A 14,391-nucleotide genomic window follows, 5' to 3' on the forward strand; every position below is an offset into this window, starting at 1 on the left:
CGTCCTACCACGCCCCATGAGCACGGTCACGATTACCCTGCCCGACGGCTCCGAACTCGAGGTCGAGTCGGGGGCCACGGTCGAGGACGTCGCATACGAGATCGGTCCCGGTCTCGGGCGCGACACAGTCGCCGGGCGGGTCGACGGGGAGTTGGTCGCAAAGGAGGAACCGATCGAGGCAGATGCCGAACTACAGATCGTGACCGAGGGTAGTGAAGACTACCTGGAAGTCCTCCGCCACACCGCCTCTCACGTCTTCGCCCAGGCCCTCCAGCGGATCCACCCCGAGGCGAAACTCGCCATCGGGCCGGCCACCGACGAGGGCTTTTACTATGACGTGGACGGCGTCGAACTGGACCAGGACGACCTCCGGGCGATCCAGGCCGAGATGGAGGCCATCATCGAGGCCGATTACGACGTCGAGCGGGTCGAGCTCTCCCGGGAGGAGGCCCTGGAGTTCTACGAGGACAATCCCTACAAACAGGAGATCCTCGAGGACGAGGCCGCCGGCGAGGGCCCCATCAGCTTCTACCGACAGGACGACTGGCAGGACCTGTGCAAGGGCCCGCACGTCTCCTCGACGGGTGAGGTCGGGGCGGTCGAACTCCTGAACGTCTCGGCGGCCTACTGGCGCGGGGACGAGGACCGGGCGACCCTCACGCGGGTCTACGGCACCGCCTTCCCGGACCAGGACGAACTGGCGGACTACCTGGAGAAACGCGAACAGGCCAAAGAGCGTGATCACCGCCGTCTGGGGACCGAACTCGAACTGTTCTCCATCCCCGACGTGACCGGGCCCGGACTCCCGCTCTATCACCCGAACGGCAAGACGGTGCTGCGGGAACTGGAGTCCTACGTCACGGAGATGAACCTGGCGGAGGATTATGACTACGTCGAGACCCCCCATCTCTTCCGGACCGAACTCTGGAAGCAGTCCGGACACTACGACAACTACGTCGATGACATGTTCCTCCTCGACGTGAACGACGAGGAGTACGGGCTCAAGCCCATGAACTGTCCGGGGCATGCGATGATCTTCGATCAGACGACCTGGAGCTATCGCGACCTGCCGGAGCGCTACGCCGAGGACGGGAAAGTCTACAGGAAAGAACAGCGTGGCGAGCTGTCGGGGCTCTCCCGGGTCTGGGCGTTTACCATCGACGACGGCCACCTCTTTGTCCGCCCCGATCAGATCGAGGCCGAGGTCTCGACCATCGTGGACATGATCTTCGATGTCCTTTCGACCTTCGACCTGGAGGCCGAAGTCGCCCTGGCGACCCGCCCGGAGAAGTCGGTTGGCAGCGACGAGATCTGGGAGACCGCCGAGAGCCAGCTCCGGGAGGTCCTCGAGGATCTTGGCCTCGAGTACGATCTGGAGGAAGGCGACGGGGCCTTCTACGGCCCGAAGATCGACTTCGCCTTCGAGGACGCCCTCGGTCGGACCTGGGACGGCCCGACGGTCCAACTCGACTTCAACATGCCCGAGCGCTTCGATCTGACCTACACCGGGGCGGACAACGAGGACCACCGGCCGGTCATGATCCACCGGGCGCTTTACGGCAGCTACGAGCGTTTCTTCATGGTGCTCATCGAGCACTTCAACGGGAAGTTCCCGCTCTGGCTCGCCCCCGAGCAGGTCCGGGTCCTCCCAGTTTCGGACACCAATCTGGAGTACGCCCGGTCGGTGGCCGCGGACCTCGAGGCCGAGGGCTTCCGGGTCGAAGTCGAGGACCGGGATTGGACAGTCGGCAAGAAGATCCAGCAGACCCACGAGGATCGGGTGCCCTACATGCTCGTCCTCGGGGACAACGAGGCGGAGGCCGGGACCATCTCGGTCCGGGACCGCGAGGAACGGGAGCGAAAGGACGTCTCGTTCGAGGCCTTCCGTGAGCACCTGCTCGAGGAGCGGGACGAACGACGGATCGAGCCGGACTTCCTCGCAACGTAGCCGAAAAACGACGGCTGCTGTGCTTACTCCGGCTTTTCTTCTTCCCGCAGCTCCTCGAGTTCGGCCTCGACTTCGGATTCGTCGACCTGGGCTTCGAGTTCGGCCTTGACTTCCTCGGCTTCGGCTTCTTTTTCGGTTTCCGGCTCGGCTTCGGCCGTGCCTTCCGACTCACGTAAGGTCTCTAGCTCGGCCTCGATATTCCGGTCCTCCCGGCCGGCTTCGAGTTCCCGGTCGATCTGGTCCTGGTCGGACATCGCGTTGTCCAGGACGCCACGGTCCTCCAGTTCGTCGAGTGCCGCGGCCCGGGCTTCCATCTCTTCGGTTTTCTCCGTGGCCTGGTCGATGGCCCGGCCGACGTCCTCCATTTCGTCTCCCACGCCGGTGACTGCCTCCGAGACCCTGGTCTGTGCCTCGGCGGCCTCGTAACGAGCTTTCACGGTCTCCTTTTTGGTCTTGAACTCCTCGATCTGGCGCTTGAGATCGGCCTTCTTCTCCTCGAGGTTCCGCTGGGTGGACTCCAGGTTCTGGATCTGGCCGGCCAGGTCCTCGGCCTGTGAGCGCTTGGCCTGTTTTTTCTCTAACGCGCGTTTGGCCAGGTCCTCGCGGTCCTGGGCCATGGCCTCCCGGGCCTGTTCGTTGTGCTTCTCGATGTTCTCCTCGAGCCGATCCCGCTGGACCTCCAGGCGTTTTTTCTGGGCGGTGATGTCCGCGATGCCCTTCTCGACGTCGGTGAGTTCGTCCCGCATCTGCTGGTAGGAGTAATCCAGGGTCTCCGCGGGGTCTTCGGCCCGGCCGATGAGCGCGTTGAGCTTCGATCGAACCAGGAAGGACAGGCGTGAGAGCAGTCCCATGGGGGCTGTTTATGCTCCCACCGTTAAAACCCCTCACGCCCCATGCGTCCCGAAATGTTCTTGCCCGCCGGCACCGGACGGTCGGTATGCCGACAGAGACCGGATACGACCCCTCACTGGGGGACAAGTTCATTTTCGTCACTGGCGGGGTGATGTCGGGGCTCGGCAAGGGGATCACGGCGGCAAGTCTGGGCCGCCTCCTGGAGAACGCCGGCTTCGACGTGACCGCAGTCAAGATCGACCCCTATCTCAACGTCGACGCGGGGACGATGAATCCCTACCAGCACGGGGAAGTCTACGTCCTCAAGGACGGCGGCGAGGTCGATCTGGACCTGGGGAACTACGAGCGATTCCTGGACATCGACATGACCTTCGACCACAACGTCACGACGGGGAAGGTCTACCAGCATGTCATCAGTCGGGAGCGCTCGGGTGACTACCTCGGGAAGACCGTCCAGATCATCCCGCACATCACTGATGACATCAAGCGTCGCATCCGCGAGGCTGCCGAGGGCCACGACATCTGTCTCGTGGAGGTCGGCGGGACGGTGGGTGACATCGAGGGCATGCCCTTCCTGGAAGCGCTCCGGCAGTTCGTCGACGAGGAACCCGACGAGGACGTCCTCCTGACTCACGTCACGCTGGTTCCCTACGCGCCAAACGGCGAGCAGAAGACCAAGCCGACCCAGCACAGCGTGAAGGAACTGCGCTCGATCGGGCTTCGGCCCGACATCATCGTCGGTCGCTCGGATGATCCGCTCGAGGAATCCGTCCGGGAGAAGATCGCCCTGTTCGGTGACGTCCCGACCCGGGCCGTGTTCTCGAACTACGATGTCGATGACGTGTACAAGGTCCCGCTCCTGCTGGAAGAAGAGGGCATGGACGAGTACGTCATGGACCGGCTCGATCTGGCCGACCGGGCGATCCCCCGGGCCCACCGCAGCACGGAGTGGCGCGAACTCGTCACCCAGGAGACCACCGCGGAACTGGACATCGCGCTGGTCGGGAAGTACGACCTGCGGGACGCCTACATGTCGGTGCGTGAGGCGTTGAAACACGCCGGCCTCGATCACGGCGTCGACGTGAACGTCGAGTGGGTCGAGGCCGACCGGATGGACGACGGCGACGAAAAACGCCTCGACGAGGCCGACGGCATCGTCGTCCCGGGCGGCTTCGGGAGTCGCGGCGTCGAGGGCAAGATGCGGGCGATCACCTACGCTCGCGAGAACGACGTGCCCTACCTCGGGCTCTGCTTTGGCTTCCAGCTGGCAGTCATCGAGTACGCCCGGAACGTGCTGGGCCTGGCAAACGCCCACTCCACCGAGATCGACGAGACGACCCCGGACCCGGTGATCGACCTCCTGCCGGACCAGTACGACCTGGAGGACCTCGGCGGCACGATGCGCCTGGGGGCCCACGAGACCCAGATCGAGCCCGGCACGCTGGCCCACGAGATCTACGGGGCCGACTCCTGCACCGAGCGCCATCGGCACCGCTACGAGGTCAATCCCGAGTACATCGAGGACCTCTCGGATGGCAACCTGGTGTTCTCCGGCGAGGCGGGCAATCGGATGGAGATCCTGGAACTGGCCGACCATCCCTTCTTCCTGGGAACGCAGTTCCACCCCGAGTTCCGTTCCCGGCCGACCCGGGCGAGCCCACCCTTCGTCGGGTTCCTCGGAGCGATCCTTGCGGAACTGGAGACCGCTCAGGAGGTGGCCTGAGATGGTCGACGTCGAGACCTTCATCCCCGAAGCGAAAGCGGAGATCGAGGCGGCACTCGGTGACGAGACTGCGATCATCGCCCTCTCGGGCGGTGTAGACTCTTCGACGGCCGCCGCACTGGCCTACGAGGCTGTCGGCGATCAGCTCGTCCCGGTCTATGTCGACACCGGCCTGATGCGGAAGGGCGAGACCGAGGGCATTCGAGAGACCTTCTCGCACATGGACTCCCTCCGGATCGTCGAGGCCCAGGATCGGTTCCTGGATGCCCTGGCGGGGGTCACCGACCCCGAGGAGAAACGCCACGCGATCGGCGAGCAGTTCATCAGGGAGTTCGAGACGGTTGCAAAGGAAGTCGACGCCTCGATGCTGGTCCAGGGGACGATCTATCCGGATCGGATCGAGAGCGAGGGGACGATCAAGTCCCACCACAACGTCGGCGGCCTCCCAGAGGTCGTGGACTTCGACGGGATCGTCGAGCCCATGCGGGATCTCTACAAGGACGAGGTTCGCGAGGTCGCCCGGGAACTGGGGCTGGATTCGGTCGTCTCCGAACGAATGCCGTTCCCCGGTCCTGGTCTGGCCGTTCGGGTGCTGGGTGAGGTCACCGAGGAGAAACTGCGAGTCGCCCGCGAGGCCACCGCGGTCGTCGAGGACGAACTCGAGGAAGCGGACCCCTGGCAGGCCTTCGCGGCCGTGCTGGGCAAGGCGACCGGCGTCAAGGGCGACAACCGCGTCCACGGCTGGATCGTCGCCGTCCGGTCGGTCGAGAGCCGGGACGGGATGACCGCCCGCGCACAGGCCCTGGACTGGGAGACCCTCCAGCGCATCCAGAGCCGCATCACCGGCCAGCTCGATTCGGTCTCCCGTGTCGTCTACGACGTGACCCACAAACCACCGGCCACGATCGAATACGAATGACACACGCGATCATTGTGGGCCCCGATCGGGGGCTCGAAGCCGCGCTCGCGGCCCACGACGTGACGACGACCCGAATCGAGACGCCCGCGTCCGCCGCTGACCTGGACGCGGCCGAAATCGACGACGCCTCGCTGTTCTTCATCACCGACGGGGCCGAGGCGACGTTGATCCCGGTTGCCCGGGAGCAGCACCCGGATCTGCGCATCGTCTGGTACGCAACCCAGGCTGTCCCGGAGTTCGTGACCCGCCAGCTGGACCTGGGGGTCGACCCCCGACTCGCGGACGCCGCCGTCCTCGTCGAGGAGCAACTCCAGGCACTCGAATCCTGATCGACGGGAGTATCCACGACCGGGCTCAGCTAACGACTTCTTTATTGCCCATTAATGGGCACATGTGTACTTTCCACCACGCTTAATGCAGTTCCCGCTAAACACTATGTGAGACGATGACATCCCAGCCAGGGGGGGACTCAGTCTGCCGGATCGACGTCGAGTTGCGGCCGACCGAACGGGTATTGCTGACTGACATCATCGGCCATCCGGTTTATGACACCCTGCGGGTGCTTCTGGATGAGGCCGGCGTGGATCAGGACGCGATCACGCCGCGGATTCCCGGGGTTCACGTCGGCGGGTTCTGGGGACGATACGGGGCGGGTGGCCGGCCACAGGAGCGAGCCCTCTCGCCGACGGAGACCTATCGATTCCAGCTAGGAGTAATCGACCCGGAGATGATCCCCGTTTTCAGGCAGGTCTTCGATCAGGTCATCCCCGAGGGGGCCCAGCTGCCATACTCCGGTGGCACCCTGGAGGTCGTCTCCGCGACCCAGGAGTACACCGACCGCCAGGCCCTGCTCGAACGGGCGGCAGCGGTCGATACCCAGGCTATGAACGTCTGGTTTCGAACACCGACCTGCCTCGAGGAGACAGAGACCCGCACGATGTGTCCCAGCCGTGGGCCGGTGTTTAGTTCGCTGCTCGAAAACTGGAATCGATGGGCGCCGGACGAACTCGTCTTCGATATCGACCGTGACCGGATCGAGGAGGCGGTTCGCGGGCGCCCCCACTTCCGCACGTTCGAGAGCCACGGCGTGGCAGTGGCCCGTGACGATGAAACCGATGCGGTGCAGACCCGGGAGGGGTTCTCCGGTGGCGTGACCTACGAGTTCGCCGAGGCGAACGGGGCCCTCCAGAATGCACTCGTCGCAGCGGCGCTTTTGGGCGAGATCGCCGGCGTGGGGTACTACCGTGATCGTGGCTGTGGGGACCTCTCGGTCAGGGTCGCCGGCGACGATACGACTGGCCTCTCGCCGATCCCCTGGCTCGGTCCGTCCCCGCTTTCGATTCGCCCATCGCCGTTCCGGGATCAGGAGAGCCATTAGCCCCGGGACCCAATCCTCGCGTATGACCCAGTTCCTGCCAGCACAGACCCGACCGGGACGTCTCTCTCTTGCCGTCGCGGATCCCTACGCCGTCAGTTCCTTCTACCAGGACGTCGTCGGGCTGGACCAGTTCGGGTACACGGAGTCCTCGGCTACCCTCGGGGCCGGCGAGACGCCGCTCGTGGAACTCACGGACGGGAGCGATCGGGAGCCCCGAACCGACGCCCAGGCGGGCCTCTATCACGTGGCCTTCCGCTACCCGTCTCAGGAGGCGCTCGGTGCCGCTCTCCACCGCGTCGAGAGCCTCTATCGGCTCGACGGCGCGACCGACCACGGTGTGACCCACTCGCTGTATCTCACGGATCCCGCGGGCAATGGCGTGGAACTCTTCGTCGACCAGCCCCGTGCTGACTGGCCCGAAAACGAAGCCGGCGAGGTGACGATGCAGACCCAGCCGCTCGATCTGGATGCCCTGCGTGGGGCTGGCGAACCCGAGACCGACGCCCCGGCGGGGACGACGATCGGGCACTTCCATCTGGAGGTCACCGATCTGGCTGGGGCGACCGAATTCTATCGTGACGGGTTGGGGCTCGATATCTCCCGTGAGATCGGCGACATGGCCCGGTTTCTCGCCGTCGGGGACGCCCACCATCACCTCGGGCTCACGACCTATCAGGAGCGGACCGAGCCCGCGACTGGCCGGGGGCTGGACTGGATCGAGTTTCTCACACCGACCGAGGCCGCCCTCGAGGCGGCCCGCGAGCGATTCGAGGCGATCGGGGTCGCTGTCGAAAGCCGGGAAAACGGTTTCGCGGTGACCGACCCCGACGGGATCGGGGTTCGACTGTCCCTGGCTGATCAGTGATCGGCGTGGCCCGCTCGCTGGGCCAGGCCCACGAGGTGCCCGATTTCTGGGAGAATAATCGCTTCGAGCCCGAGTTCGACGGCGTCGACGCTCCCGGGGAGCACGAAGACGGGGACGCCGTCGGCGACGCCGGCGGTGGCCCGGGTGGCGACGACCCGTGAACCGATCTCCGCTTTCGATTCCTGGCGGAAGAGTTCCCCGAATCCCGGCAGGTGCTTGTCGAAGAGCGGCCCGACGGCCTCGACGGTCACGTCGTCCGGTGTGACTCCGGTGCCACCCGTGGTGATCAGCACGTCGACGTCGCCGCGGTCGATGAGGTGATTCGCGACCGTCTGGATGCGATCGCCGTCGTCCCGGACCAGTTCGCGAGTGACGACTTCGTGGCCCGCCGATTCGAGTTCGTCCCGGATCGCTTCGCCACTGGGATCGTCATCGAGGGTTCGCGAGGACGAGACAGTGAGAATTGCCGCGCCCACGGTTTCCCGGTCGTGGGCGTGGTGATCGTGGTCGTGTGTCGCCGAGTCGCTCGTCGACTCGGTGTCACCGCGTTGGGTGTCCCGCTTTTGAAAGTCGACCATAACGCGTCTTTGGTTGCCCCGCCCTAAGTGCTATCGCCGCGGAAGTCCCGGCGCATCGCGATGTCGAACCAGGGGCAGGTTCGAAGCTGGCGGTAGTTCCGGGGGTTCTCCCAGAGGTCCTCGTAGTCGACCCAGAGGGTGCCTCCGACCTCCTCGGGGTCCGGGTCGAGGGTGGGATCAGTTACGGTTGCGGTGAGCACCGCACAGACCTCCCACTCCAGCCCCTCATCGAGGTAGTAGCGTTTGTATTCGAACCGGTCGGTGATTTCCAGGTCGCCGTACTGGTCGGGAGTCACCCCGAGTTCCTCCTCCAGGCGCTCTTCGGTGGCTTCGATCTGGGTCTGTCCCTCGGTGGGATGGGAGGCGACGGTGCCGTCCCAGTGGGTGTCCCAGAGCCGTTTGTTCCGGGCGCGCTGGGCCAGCAGGACCCGTCCCTGCTCGTCGAAGAGCATACAGGTAAAGGCGCGATGGCGGATGCCGTCACCGGTGTGGGCCTCCAGGCGGTCGACGAGGCCCTGTGGCTCGTCGTCCGCGTCGACTGCGATCACTTCCTCGCCGCCCGACCGCTCTTTCGGGGCGCTCTGATCGGTCATGGATTGGCCAACGACCACCCCGGATTTGTAGTCACCGGTCCTCACCCGCGGGTCTCTTCGAGGATCAGTCGGGTCTTGGTCGAGCGGACCTCCGCTTGCTCCCGCGTGCGAGTGATGAGTTCGTTCACCCGCTCGGTGTCCATCGCGTCGACGATCAACACCATGTCCTCCTCGCCGGAGACCTGCCAGACGAAATCGACTTCCGTCCACTCGGCCATCCGCTCGGCCAGTGCCTGGGTGTCGACGTCGACGGCGACCGACACTTCGACCATCGATTTCACGTTGCCCGTGCGGGTCGCGATGGTGAACCGCTCGATCGTGCCGTTCTCGAGCAGCCGATCGACCCGGTTGCGAACGGTCCCCTCCGAGACATCGAGCATGTCGCCGATTTCGGTGTAGGGGGTCCGGGAGTCCTGTCGAAGCAGGGCCAGAATTTCCCGGTCGAGGTCGTCCATGTTCCACTCTCCGTCGCCTGGCCGAAAACTGTTTCGAATTTCGTAATTCCGCTACGAAAGCAAGCCTTATATTCTCCGCAGCGTTTGAATCTCGTAATGTCGGACGCCTACATCGCCCTGGAGACCGGGGAGGTCCTCGAGGGTCGCGCCAGGTCGCCCGGGGAGACCCACGGCGAACTTGTCTTCACCACGCCGTATACCGGCTACGAGGAGAGCCTGACCGACCCCTCTTACGAGGCCCAGGTACTGACCTTCGCCTACCCGCTGATCGGCAACTACGGCGTCCGAGCGGAGCGCTTCGAGTCCGATCGTGTCCATCCCAGCGCGGTCGTCGCCCGCGAACTCACCGACGACGTCGCCGTGTGGCTTCAGGAGGAGGGGATTCCCGCCGTCGACTCGGTAGACACGCGGGATCTCGTCCTGGACATTCGTGACGGCGGCGCGATGCAGTGTGGTATCGCCGCCGGTCCCGATGCGACTCCCGAAAAGGCCCGGGAGCAACTCTCGGTCTGTCCACACATGAGCGACATTTCGGACATCGGGGACATGGTCAGCGTCGACGACGTCGAGGTGTATCCCGCGGAGGGGGATGGGCCGACCACCGCGTTGATCCACTGTGGAACGAAAAAGAGCATCATCTCCTCGCTGAACGAGCGTGGCTCGGACGTCCACGTCTTCCCACACGACGTCGCGCCTGCCGAGATCGAAGCGCTGGACCCGGACCTGCTCTTCATCTCGAACGGGCCGGGCGACCCGGCCAACTACGAGGCCACCCAGTCCCTGGTCGAGCACTTCCTCGGTGATATCCCCATCGCAGGCATCTGTCTGGGGATGCAGATCGTCGCCAACGCGGTCAACGGCGAGACCGAGAAGATGGAGTTCGGCCACCGGGGGGTCAACCAGCCCGTCCTGGACGAGCGCACCGGCCAGGTCGTCATGACGACCCAGAATCACGGCTACATGGTTTCGGATGCCGGGGACCTGGACGTGACCCAGATCAACGTCAACGACGACACGCCGGAGGGTGCCGAATCCGTCGACATGGACGTCATCACCCGCCAGTACCACCCCGAGGCCCATCCCGGCCCCCACGATACGCTTGGCTTTTTCGACGACGTGCTCTCGATGGCCGCGGCCGGCGCCCATCCCGAAGCGACCCAGTAGGCGGTTTTGTCCCCCGAATGGGGACAGCCGGTGGCCTTTACTCCGCGCAGTCGAATCGTGTGCTGATGGCACACGAGTACGAGGAACACGTCCGCGAACAGCGCCAACAGAAGGAGGAGTACTTCGCGGAGAGCCCACGGTCGCCGATTCCGCGCTCGGCCCAGGCCGACTTTGCGGGCCTGGAGTACTTCCCGGTCGATCCCTCGATGCGTTTCGAGGCCGAACTCCACGAGCACGCAGACCCCGAGAGCCTGACCGTCGAGACCACGGCCGGCAACGCCCAGGAGTACCTGCGCTGGGGTGAGTTCCACCTGGAGATCGAGGGTGAGACGGTGACGATCCAGGCGTACAAGGGCGATCCGTCCGAGGATCGACTCTGGGTTCCCTTCCGGGACGAGACGAACAGCGAGGAGACCTACGGCGCGGGCCGGTATCTCGACCTCGAACGGGACCGACACTACGAGGACGGCACGTGGCTCATCGACTTCAACATGGCCTACAACCCGACCTGTGCGTACAACGAGGCCTACGAGTGTCCGTTGATCCCGACCGAGAACTGGCTCGACGTGCGGATCGAAGCGGGCGAGAAGGCCTATCCGGACGAACCTCACGCCCCGGACCGCTAACTACTCCAGGCCCCACTTCGCGGTGCGCTTTGGCCGTTCGGAGACCGATTCGATGTCCAGGGGTTCGTCCTGGGCCTCGATGGCGGCGAGGGCGGCCTTCGCCGAGGGATAGGTCGAGAAGTAGGTAACGTCTTGCTCCACGGCGACCTGGAGCGGGTCCCGATTCCGCGAGATGATCAGATCGATCTCCCCGGATTCGATGGCCGCCTCGAAGTCCGATTCGTCCTCGAAGTCCGCGATGGCAAAGTGCCGGGCGTAGCCCTCGATGAGCTCCCGGCCGGCGGGGCTGTCCCGATCGGGGAACTCGGGGTTGTTCAGGTCGATCAGCGCCGTGCCCTCGGTCGGGATCGGCTTGTTGATCGCCATCTGGGACTTCTGGTAGGCCTTGGCCCAGGTGTCTGCCGTGCCCATGACCTCGCCGGTGGATTTCATCTCCGGGCCCAGGGTCGGATCGGACCCAGGGAGCCGATCGAAGGGCAGCACGACCTCCTTCACCGACACCTGTTCGGGGATCTGCTCTTCGATGCCCTGCTCGGCCAGGGACTGCCCGGCCATGACCTTCGCGGCGATCTTCGCGATGGGCACGCCCGTGGCCTTCGAGATGAACGGCACCGTCCGGGAGGACCGGGGATTGGCCTCCAGGACGTAGACGGTGTCGTCCTGGATCGCCAGTTGGACGTTGAGCAGGCCGACGGTCTCCAGGGCCGTCGCGATGTCCTCGACGACCTCCCGGACGCGGGCCATCGTCGCGTCGTCCAGGTTCTGTGGCGGGATCATCACCGCGGAGTCCCCGGAGTGCACCCCGGCGGACTCGATGTGTTCCATCACGCCGCCGATGAGCACGTCCGTGCCGTCCGCGACGGCGTCCACGTCGAGTTCGATGGCTCCCTCCAGATAATCGTCGACGAGGATCGGTTTCTCGGGGGAGACCCGAACGGCCTCCTCGATGTAGGACTTGAGCTCGGTGTCGTCGTAGACGACCTCCATCGCCCGGCCACCGAGGACGTAACTCGGCCGGACCAGCACGGGATAGCCGATCTCGTGGGCCAGGTCGAGTGCCTCGGTTTCGTTGGTGGCCGTTCCGCCGGCGGGCTGTTCGACGCCCATCTCGTCCATCAGGACGTTGAATCGGTCGCGGTCCTCCGCCAGATCCATCGCCTCGACGCTGGTGCCAAGCAGTTCACAGTCCAGGTCCCGGCGTTCGATCTCCGCGGCCAGCGGATCGCCGATGTTCACGGAGGTCTGCCCGCCGAACTGTACCATCACGCCGTCCGCGTTCGTGGCCTCGATGACGTCCGCGACCTCCTCGGCGGTGATCGGCTCGAAGAACAGGCCGTCGGAGGTGTCATAGTCGGTCGAGACGGTCTCGGGGTTGTTGTTGACGATGTGGGTCTCGATGCCCGCCTCCCGCAGCGCCCGAACCGCGTGGACGGTCACGTAGTCGAACTCCACACCCTGTCCGATCCGAATCGGGCCCGCTCCCACGATGACGACACTCTCGACGTCCGGGTCGGTCTGGACCTCCTCGCGGGTGCGTTCGCTCGGGGACCGGGAGGAGTAGTAGTACGGCGTGGAGGCCGCGAACTCTCCCGCACAGGTGTCGACCTGCTTGAACGTCCGGGGGAGCCCTTCGGCGTGGGCGGTCTCGACGCTGACTTCCGGGTTCGGCTCCGTGCCTGGGAGATCGACCTCGGTCGGGCCGACCCCGCCACCGGTGGCGGTGAGGTCGGGTTCGCCGCTCGTCGCCATCGCTGCGGCCTCGGCGTCGGTGAAGCCGGTCTCGATGGCCGTCTCGAAGTCGCCGGCTGCGGCGTCGATGGCAGCCGCGGCGACGTTCTCGAAGCGCTCGATGTACCACTCCTCGATGCCGGTCCACTCGACGATCTCCGCGGAGGAGTAGCCCCGCTCGAAGGCCTCGAAGATGGCGTAGGGCCGATCCGGGGTCGGCCGCTCCAGGTGGTTCTCGATTAGCTGTTCGTCCGAGACCGTCCCCCAGTCGACGGCGGGGACGTACTCCGTCGAGCGCAGGGCCTTGAGCAGGGACTCCTCGAAGGTCCGGCCGATGGCCATCGCCTCGCCGGTCGATTTCATGGCCGTCGAGAGCTCGAAGTCCACCTCGGGGAACTTGTCTTTGGGCCACCGGGGGACCTTGGTGACCACGTAATCGATGGCCGGCTCGAAGGCGGCGGTGGTCTCGCCGGTGATCTCGTTTTCGATCTCGTGGAGTTTCTTGCCCAGTGCGACCTTCGCGGTCACCCGGGCGATGGGGTAACCGGTCGCCTTCGAGGCCAGCGCGGAGGATCGGGAGACACGTGGGTTGACCTCGACGACCCGGTACTCCCCGCCGGGGGTACCGTCGTCGTGCCAGGCGAACTGGATGTTACAGCCGCCCTGGATGCCCAGATCGCGGATGACCTCCAGTGCCGCATCCCGCATCTCCTGGTGGCCCTCGTCGGGGATGACCTGACTCGGGGTCACGACCATGGACTCGCCGGTGTGGATCCCCATCGGGTCCAGGTTCTCCATGTTACAGATGATGATCGTGGAGTCCGCGGCGTCACGCATCACCTCATACTCCAGTTCGACCCAGCCGTCGATGGACTCGGTGATCATCACCTCGTGGTTCCGCGAGAGATTCAGACCGCGTTTCACCCGCTGGTGGAGTTCGTCCATGTCGTGGACGACCCCCGATCCCTGCCCGCCCAGGGTGTAGGTCGTGCGCATGATGACCGGGAGCCCGCCGACCGAGTCGACGGCGTCCTCGATCTCGTCCATGGATTCGATGGTGACCGATTTCGGGACCGGCTGATCGAGGTTCTGCATCCGGTCGCGGAACTGCTCGCGGTCCTCGGTCGCGTAGATCGTATCGAGTGGGGTCCCCATGATCTCCACGTCGTGTTCCTCGAGGACGCCCTGTTCGGCCAACTCGGCGGTGACGTTCAGACCGGTCTGGCCGCCCAGCCCGGCGATGACGCCATCCGGACTTTCCTTCCGGATGACCTCCGCGATGGCCTCGGTGGTGATCGGCTCGATGTAGACCTTATCGGCCATCTCGGGGTCGGTCATGATCGTCGCCGGGTTGGAGTTCACGAGGACGACCCGGACGCCCTCCTCCTGGAGGGCTCGGCAGGCCTGTGCACCGGAGTAGTCGAACTCGGCAGCCTGTCCGATCTGGATCGGCCCACTTCCGATGAGAAGTACGGTCCGGTCGTCTGGCATTACCGATGAAAACCCGCACATCGTAATAAGTCCGGCGATAGATTCCAGTTTTCGCAACTCGATTTCGAAAT

General features: G+C 65.1%; 13 protein-coding genes. 8 read left to right on the forward strand and 5 right to left on the reverse strand.

Annotated features, from left to right (window positions below; genetic code table 11):
* Window positions 1-16: 16 nt before the first annotated feature.
* The gene (thrS, locus tag HSR6_RS01325; RefSeq protein WP_070364251.1) at window positions 17-1,948 is read left to right on the forward strand and encodes a threonine--tRNA ligase; all 1,932 of its coding nucleotides are present in this window, start codon (window positions 17-19) and stop codon (window positions 1,946-1,948) included.
* 23 nt (window positions 1,949-1,971) lie between these two features.
* Here thrS and HSR6_RS01330 read toward each other — a convergent pair whose 3' ends face one another.
* The gene (locus HSR6_RS01330) at window positions 1,972-2,799 is read right to left on the reverse strand and encodes a PspA/IM30 family protein (protein WP_070364252.1); all 828 of its coding nucleotides are present in this window, start codon (window positions 2,797-2,799) and stop codon (window positions 1,972-1,974) included.
* Window positions 2,800-2,885: 86 nt separating this feature from the next.
* Between HSR6_RS01330 and HSR6_RS01335 the strand changes: the two genes are divergently transcribed.
* From HSR6_RS01335 to HSR6_RS01355, 5 genes are all read left to right on the forward strand, one after another.
* Entirely contained in the window at window positions 2,886-4,523 is a 1,638-nt protein-coding gene (locus HSR6_RS01335) for a CTP synthase (protein WP_070364253.1), read from the forward strand.
* Between the two features lies 1 nt (window position 4,524).
* On the forward strand, window positions 4,525-5,442 hold the full coding sequence (guaA, locus tag HSR6_RS01340) for a glutamine-hydrolyzing GMP synthase (protein WP_071932593.1): 918 nt from the start codon (window positions 4,525-4,527) through the stop codon (window positions 5,440-5,442).
* Window positions 5,439-5,771, forward strand: coding sequence for a DUF7126 family protein (locus HSR6_RS01345; protein ID WP_071932594.1), 333 nt, complete (start codon window positions 5,439-5,441; stop codon window positions 5,769-5,771). The genes guaA and HSR6_RS01345 overlap by 4 nt, the downstream gene beginning before the upstream one ends.
* 116 nt (window positions 5,772-5,887) lie before the next feature.
* On the forward strand, window positions 5,888-6,820 hold the full coding sequence (cas6, locus tag HSR6_RS01350) for a CRISPR system precrRNA processing endoribonuclease RAMP protein Cas6 (protein WP_071932595.1): 933 nt from the start codon (window positions 5,888-5,890) through the stop codon (window positions 6,818-6,820).
* A 22-nt stretch (window positions 6,821-6,842) separates the two neighbouring features.
* Complete coding sequence (locus tag HSR6_RS01355) at window positions 6,843-7,685, forward strand: VOC family protein (protein WP_071932596.1); 843 nt, start codon at window positions 6,843-6,845, stop codon at window positions 7,683-7,685.
* On the opposite strand, the gene HSR6_RS01360 is transcribed toward HSR6_RS01355, so the two are convergent.
* From HSR6_RS01360 to HSR6_RS01370, 3 genes are read right to left on the reverse strand one after another with little or no spacing between them, the layout of a single operon-like run.
* Entirely contained in the window at window positions 7,679-8,263 is a 585-nt protein-coding gene (locus tag HSR6_RS01360; protein WP_070364258.1) for a MogA/MoaB family molybdenum cofactor biosynthesis protein, read from the reverse strand. The two genes, HSR6_RS01355 and HSR6_RS01360, sit on opposite strands and share 7 nt — an antisense overlap.
* Window positions 8,264-8,286: 23 nt before the next feature.
* Window positions 8,287-8,856, reverse strand: a complete 570-nt coding sequence (idi, locus tag HSR6_RS01365; protein ID WP_070364259.1) for an isopentenyl-diphosphate Delta-isomerase — start codon at window positions 8,854-8,856, stop codon at window positions 8,287-8,289.
* A 41-nt stretch (window positions 8,857-8,897) separates the two neighbouring features.
* Window positions 8,898-9,311 (reverse strand): Lrp/AsnC family transcriptional regulator, encoded by a 414-nt coding sequence (locus HSR6_RS01370; protein ID WP_070364260.1) that lies wholly within the window; start codon window positions 9,309-9,311, stop codon window positions 8,898-8,900.
* 96 nt (window positions 9,312-9,407) lie between these two features.
* Here HSR6_RS01370 and carA point away from each other — a divergent pair, with 96 nt between their 5' ends.
* Together carA and HSR6_RS01380 are read left to right on the forward strand one after the other, a co-directional pair.
* On the forward strand, window positions 9,408-10,475 hold the full coding sequence (gene carA / locus HSR6_RS01375; protein ID WP_070364261.1) for a glutamine-hydrolyzing carbamoyl-phosphate synthase small subunit: 1,068 nt from the start codon (window positions 9,408-9,410) through the stop codon (window positions 10,473-10,475).
* Between the two features lie 65 nt (window positions 10,476-10,540).
* Window positions 10,541-11,101 carry a DUF1684 domain-containing protein gene (locus HSR6_RS01380; protein WP_070365889.1) on the forward strand — a complete coding sequence of 187 codons (561 nt, stop codon included), beginning with the start codon at window positions 10,541-10,543 and terminating at the stop codon, window positions 11,099-11,101.
* On the opposite strand, the gene carB is transcribed toward HSR6_RS01380, so the two are convergent.
* Complete coding sequence (gene carB, locus HSR6_RS01385; RefSeq protein ID WP_199399066.1) at window positions 11,102-14,320, reverse strand: carbamoyl-phosphate synthase large subunit; 3,219 nt, start codon at window positions 14,318-14,320, stop codon at window positions 11,102-11,104.
* Window positions 14,321-14,391: the final 71 nt, after the last annotated feature.

The organism is Halodesulfurarchaeum formicicum, from assembly GCF_001886955.1.
Lineage (GTDB): Archaea > Halobacteriota > Halobacteria > Halobacteriales > Halobacteriaceae > Halodesulfurarchaeum > Halodesulfurarchaeum formicicum.

Bases quoted from the DNA above. Each gene is read 5' to 3' on its own strand.
- thrS (WP_070364251.1), top strand. From the start codon at position 17: ATGAGCACGGTCACGATTACCCTGCCCGACGGCTCCGAACTCGAGGTC.
- HSR6_RS01330 (WP_070364252.1), bottom strand. From the start codon at position 2,799: ATGGGACTGCTCTCACGCCTGTCCTTCCTGGTTCGATCGAAGCTCAAC.
- HSR6_RS01335 (WP_070364253.1), top strand. From the start codon at position 2,886: ATGCCGACAGAGACCGGATACGACCCCTCACTGGGGGACAAGTTCATT.
- guaA (WP_071932593.1), top strand. From the start codon at position 4,525: ATGGTCGACGTCGAGACCTTCATCCCCGAAGCGAAAGCGGAGATCGAG.
- HSR6_RS01345 (WP_071932594.1), top strand. From the start codon at position 5,439: ATGACACACGCGATCATTGTGGGCCCCGATCGGGGGCTCGAAGCCGCG.
- cas6 (WP_071932595.1), top strand. From the start codon at position 5,888: ATGACATCCCAGCCAGGGGGGGACTCAGTCTGCCGGATCGACGTCGAG.
- HSR6_RS01355 (WP_071932596.1), top strand. From the start codon at position 6,843: ATGACCCAGTTCCTGCCAGCACAGACCCGACCGGGACGTCTCTCTCTT.
- HSR6_RS01360 (WP_070364258.1), bottom strand. From the start codon at position 8,263: ATGGTCGACTTTCAAAAGCGGGACACCCAACGCGGTGACACCGAGTCG.
- idi (WP_070364259.1), bottom strand. From the start codon at position 8,856: ATGACCGATCAGAGCGCCCCGAAAGAGCGGTCGGGCGGCGAGGAAGTG.
- HSR6_RS01370 (WP_070364260.1), bottom strand. From the start codon at position 9,311: ATGGACGACCTCGACCGGGAAATTCTGGCCCTGCTTCGACAGGACTCC.
- carA (WP_070364261.1), top strand. From the start codon at position 9,408: ATGTCGGACGCCTACATCGCCCTGGAGACCGGGGAGGTCCTCGAGGGT.
- HSR6_RS01380 (WP_070365889.1), top strand. From the start codon at position 10,541: ATGGCACACGAGTACGAGGAACACGTCCGCGAACAGCGCCAACAGAAG.
- carB (WP_199399066.1), bottom strand. From the start codon at position 14,320: ATGCCAGACGACCGGACCGTACTTCTCATCGGAAGTGGGCCGATCCAG.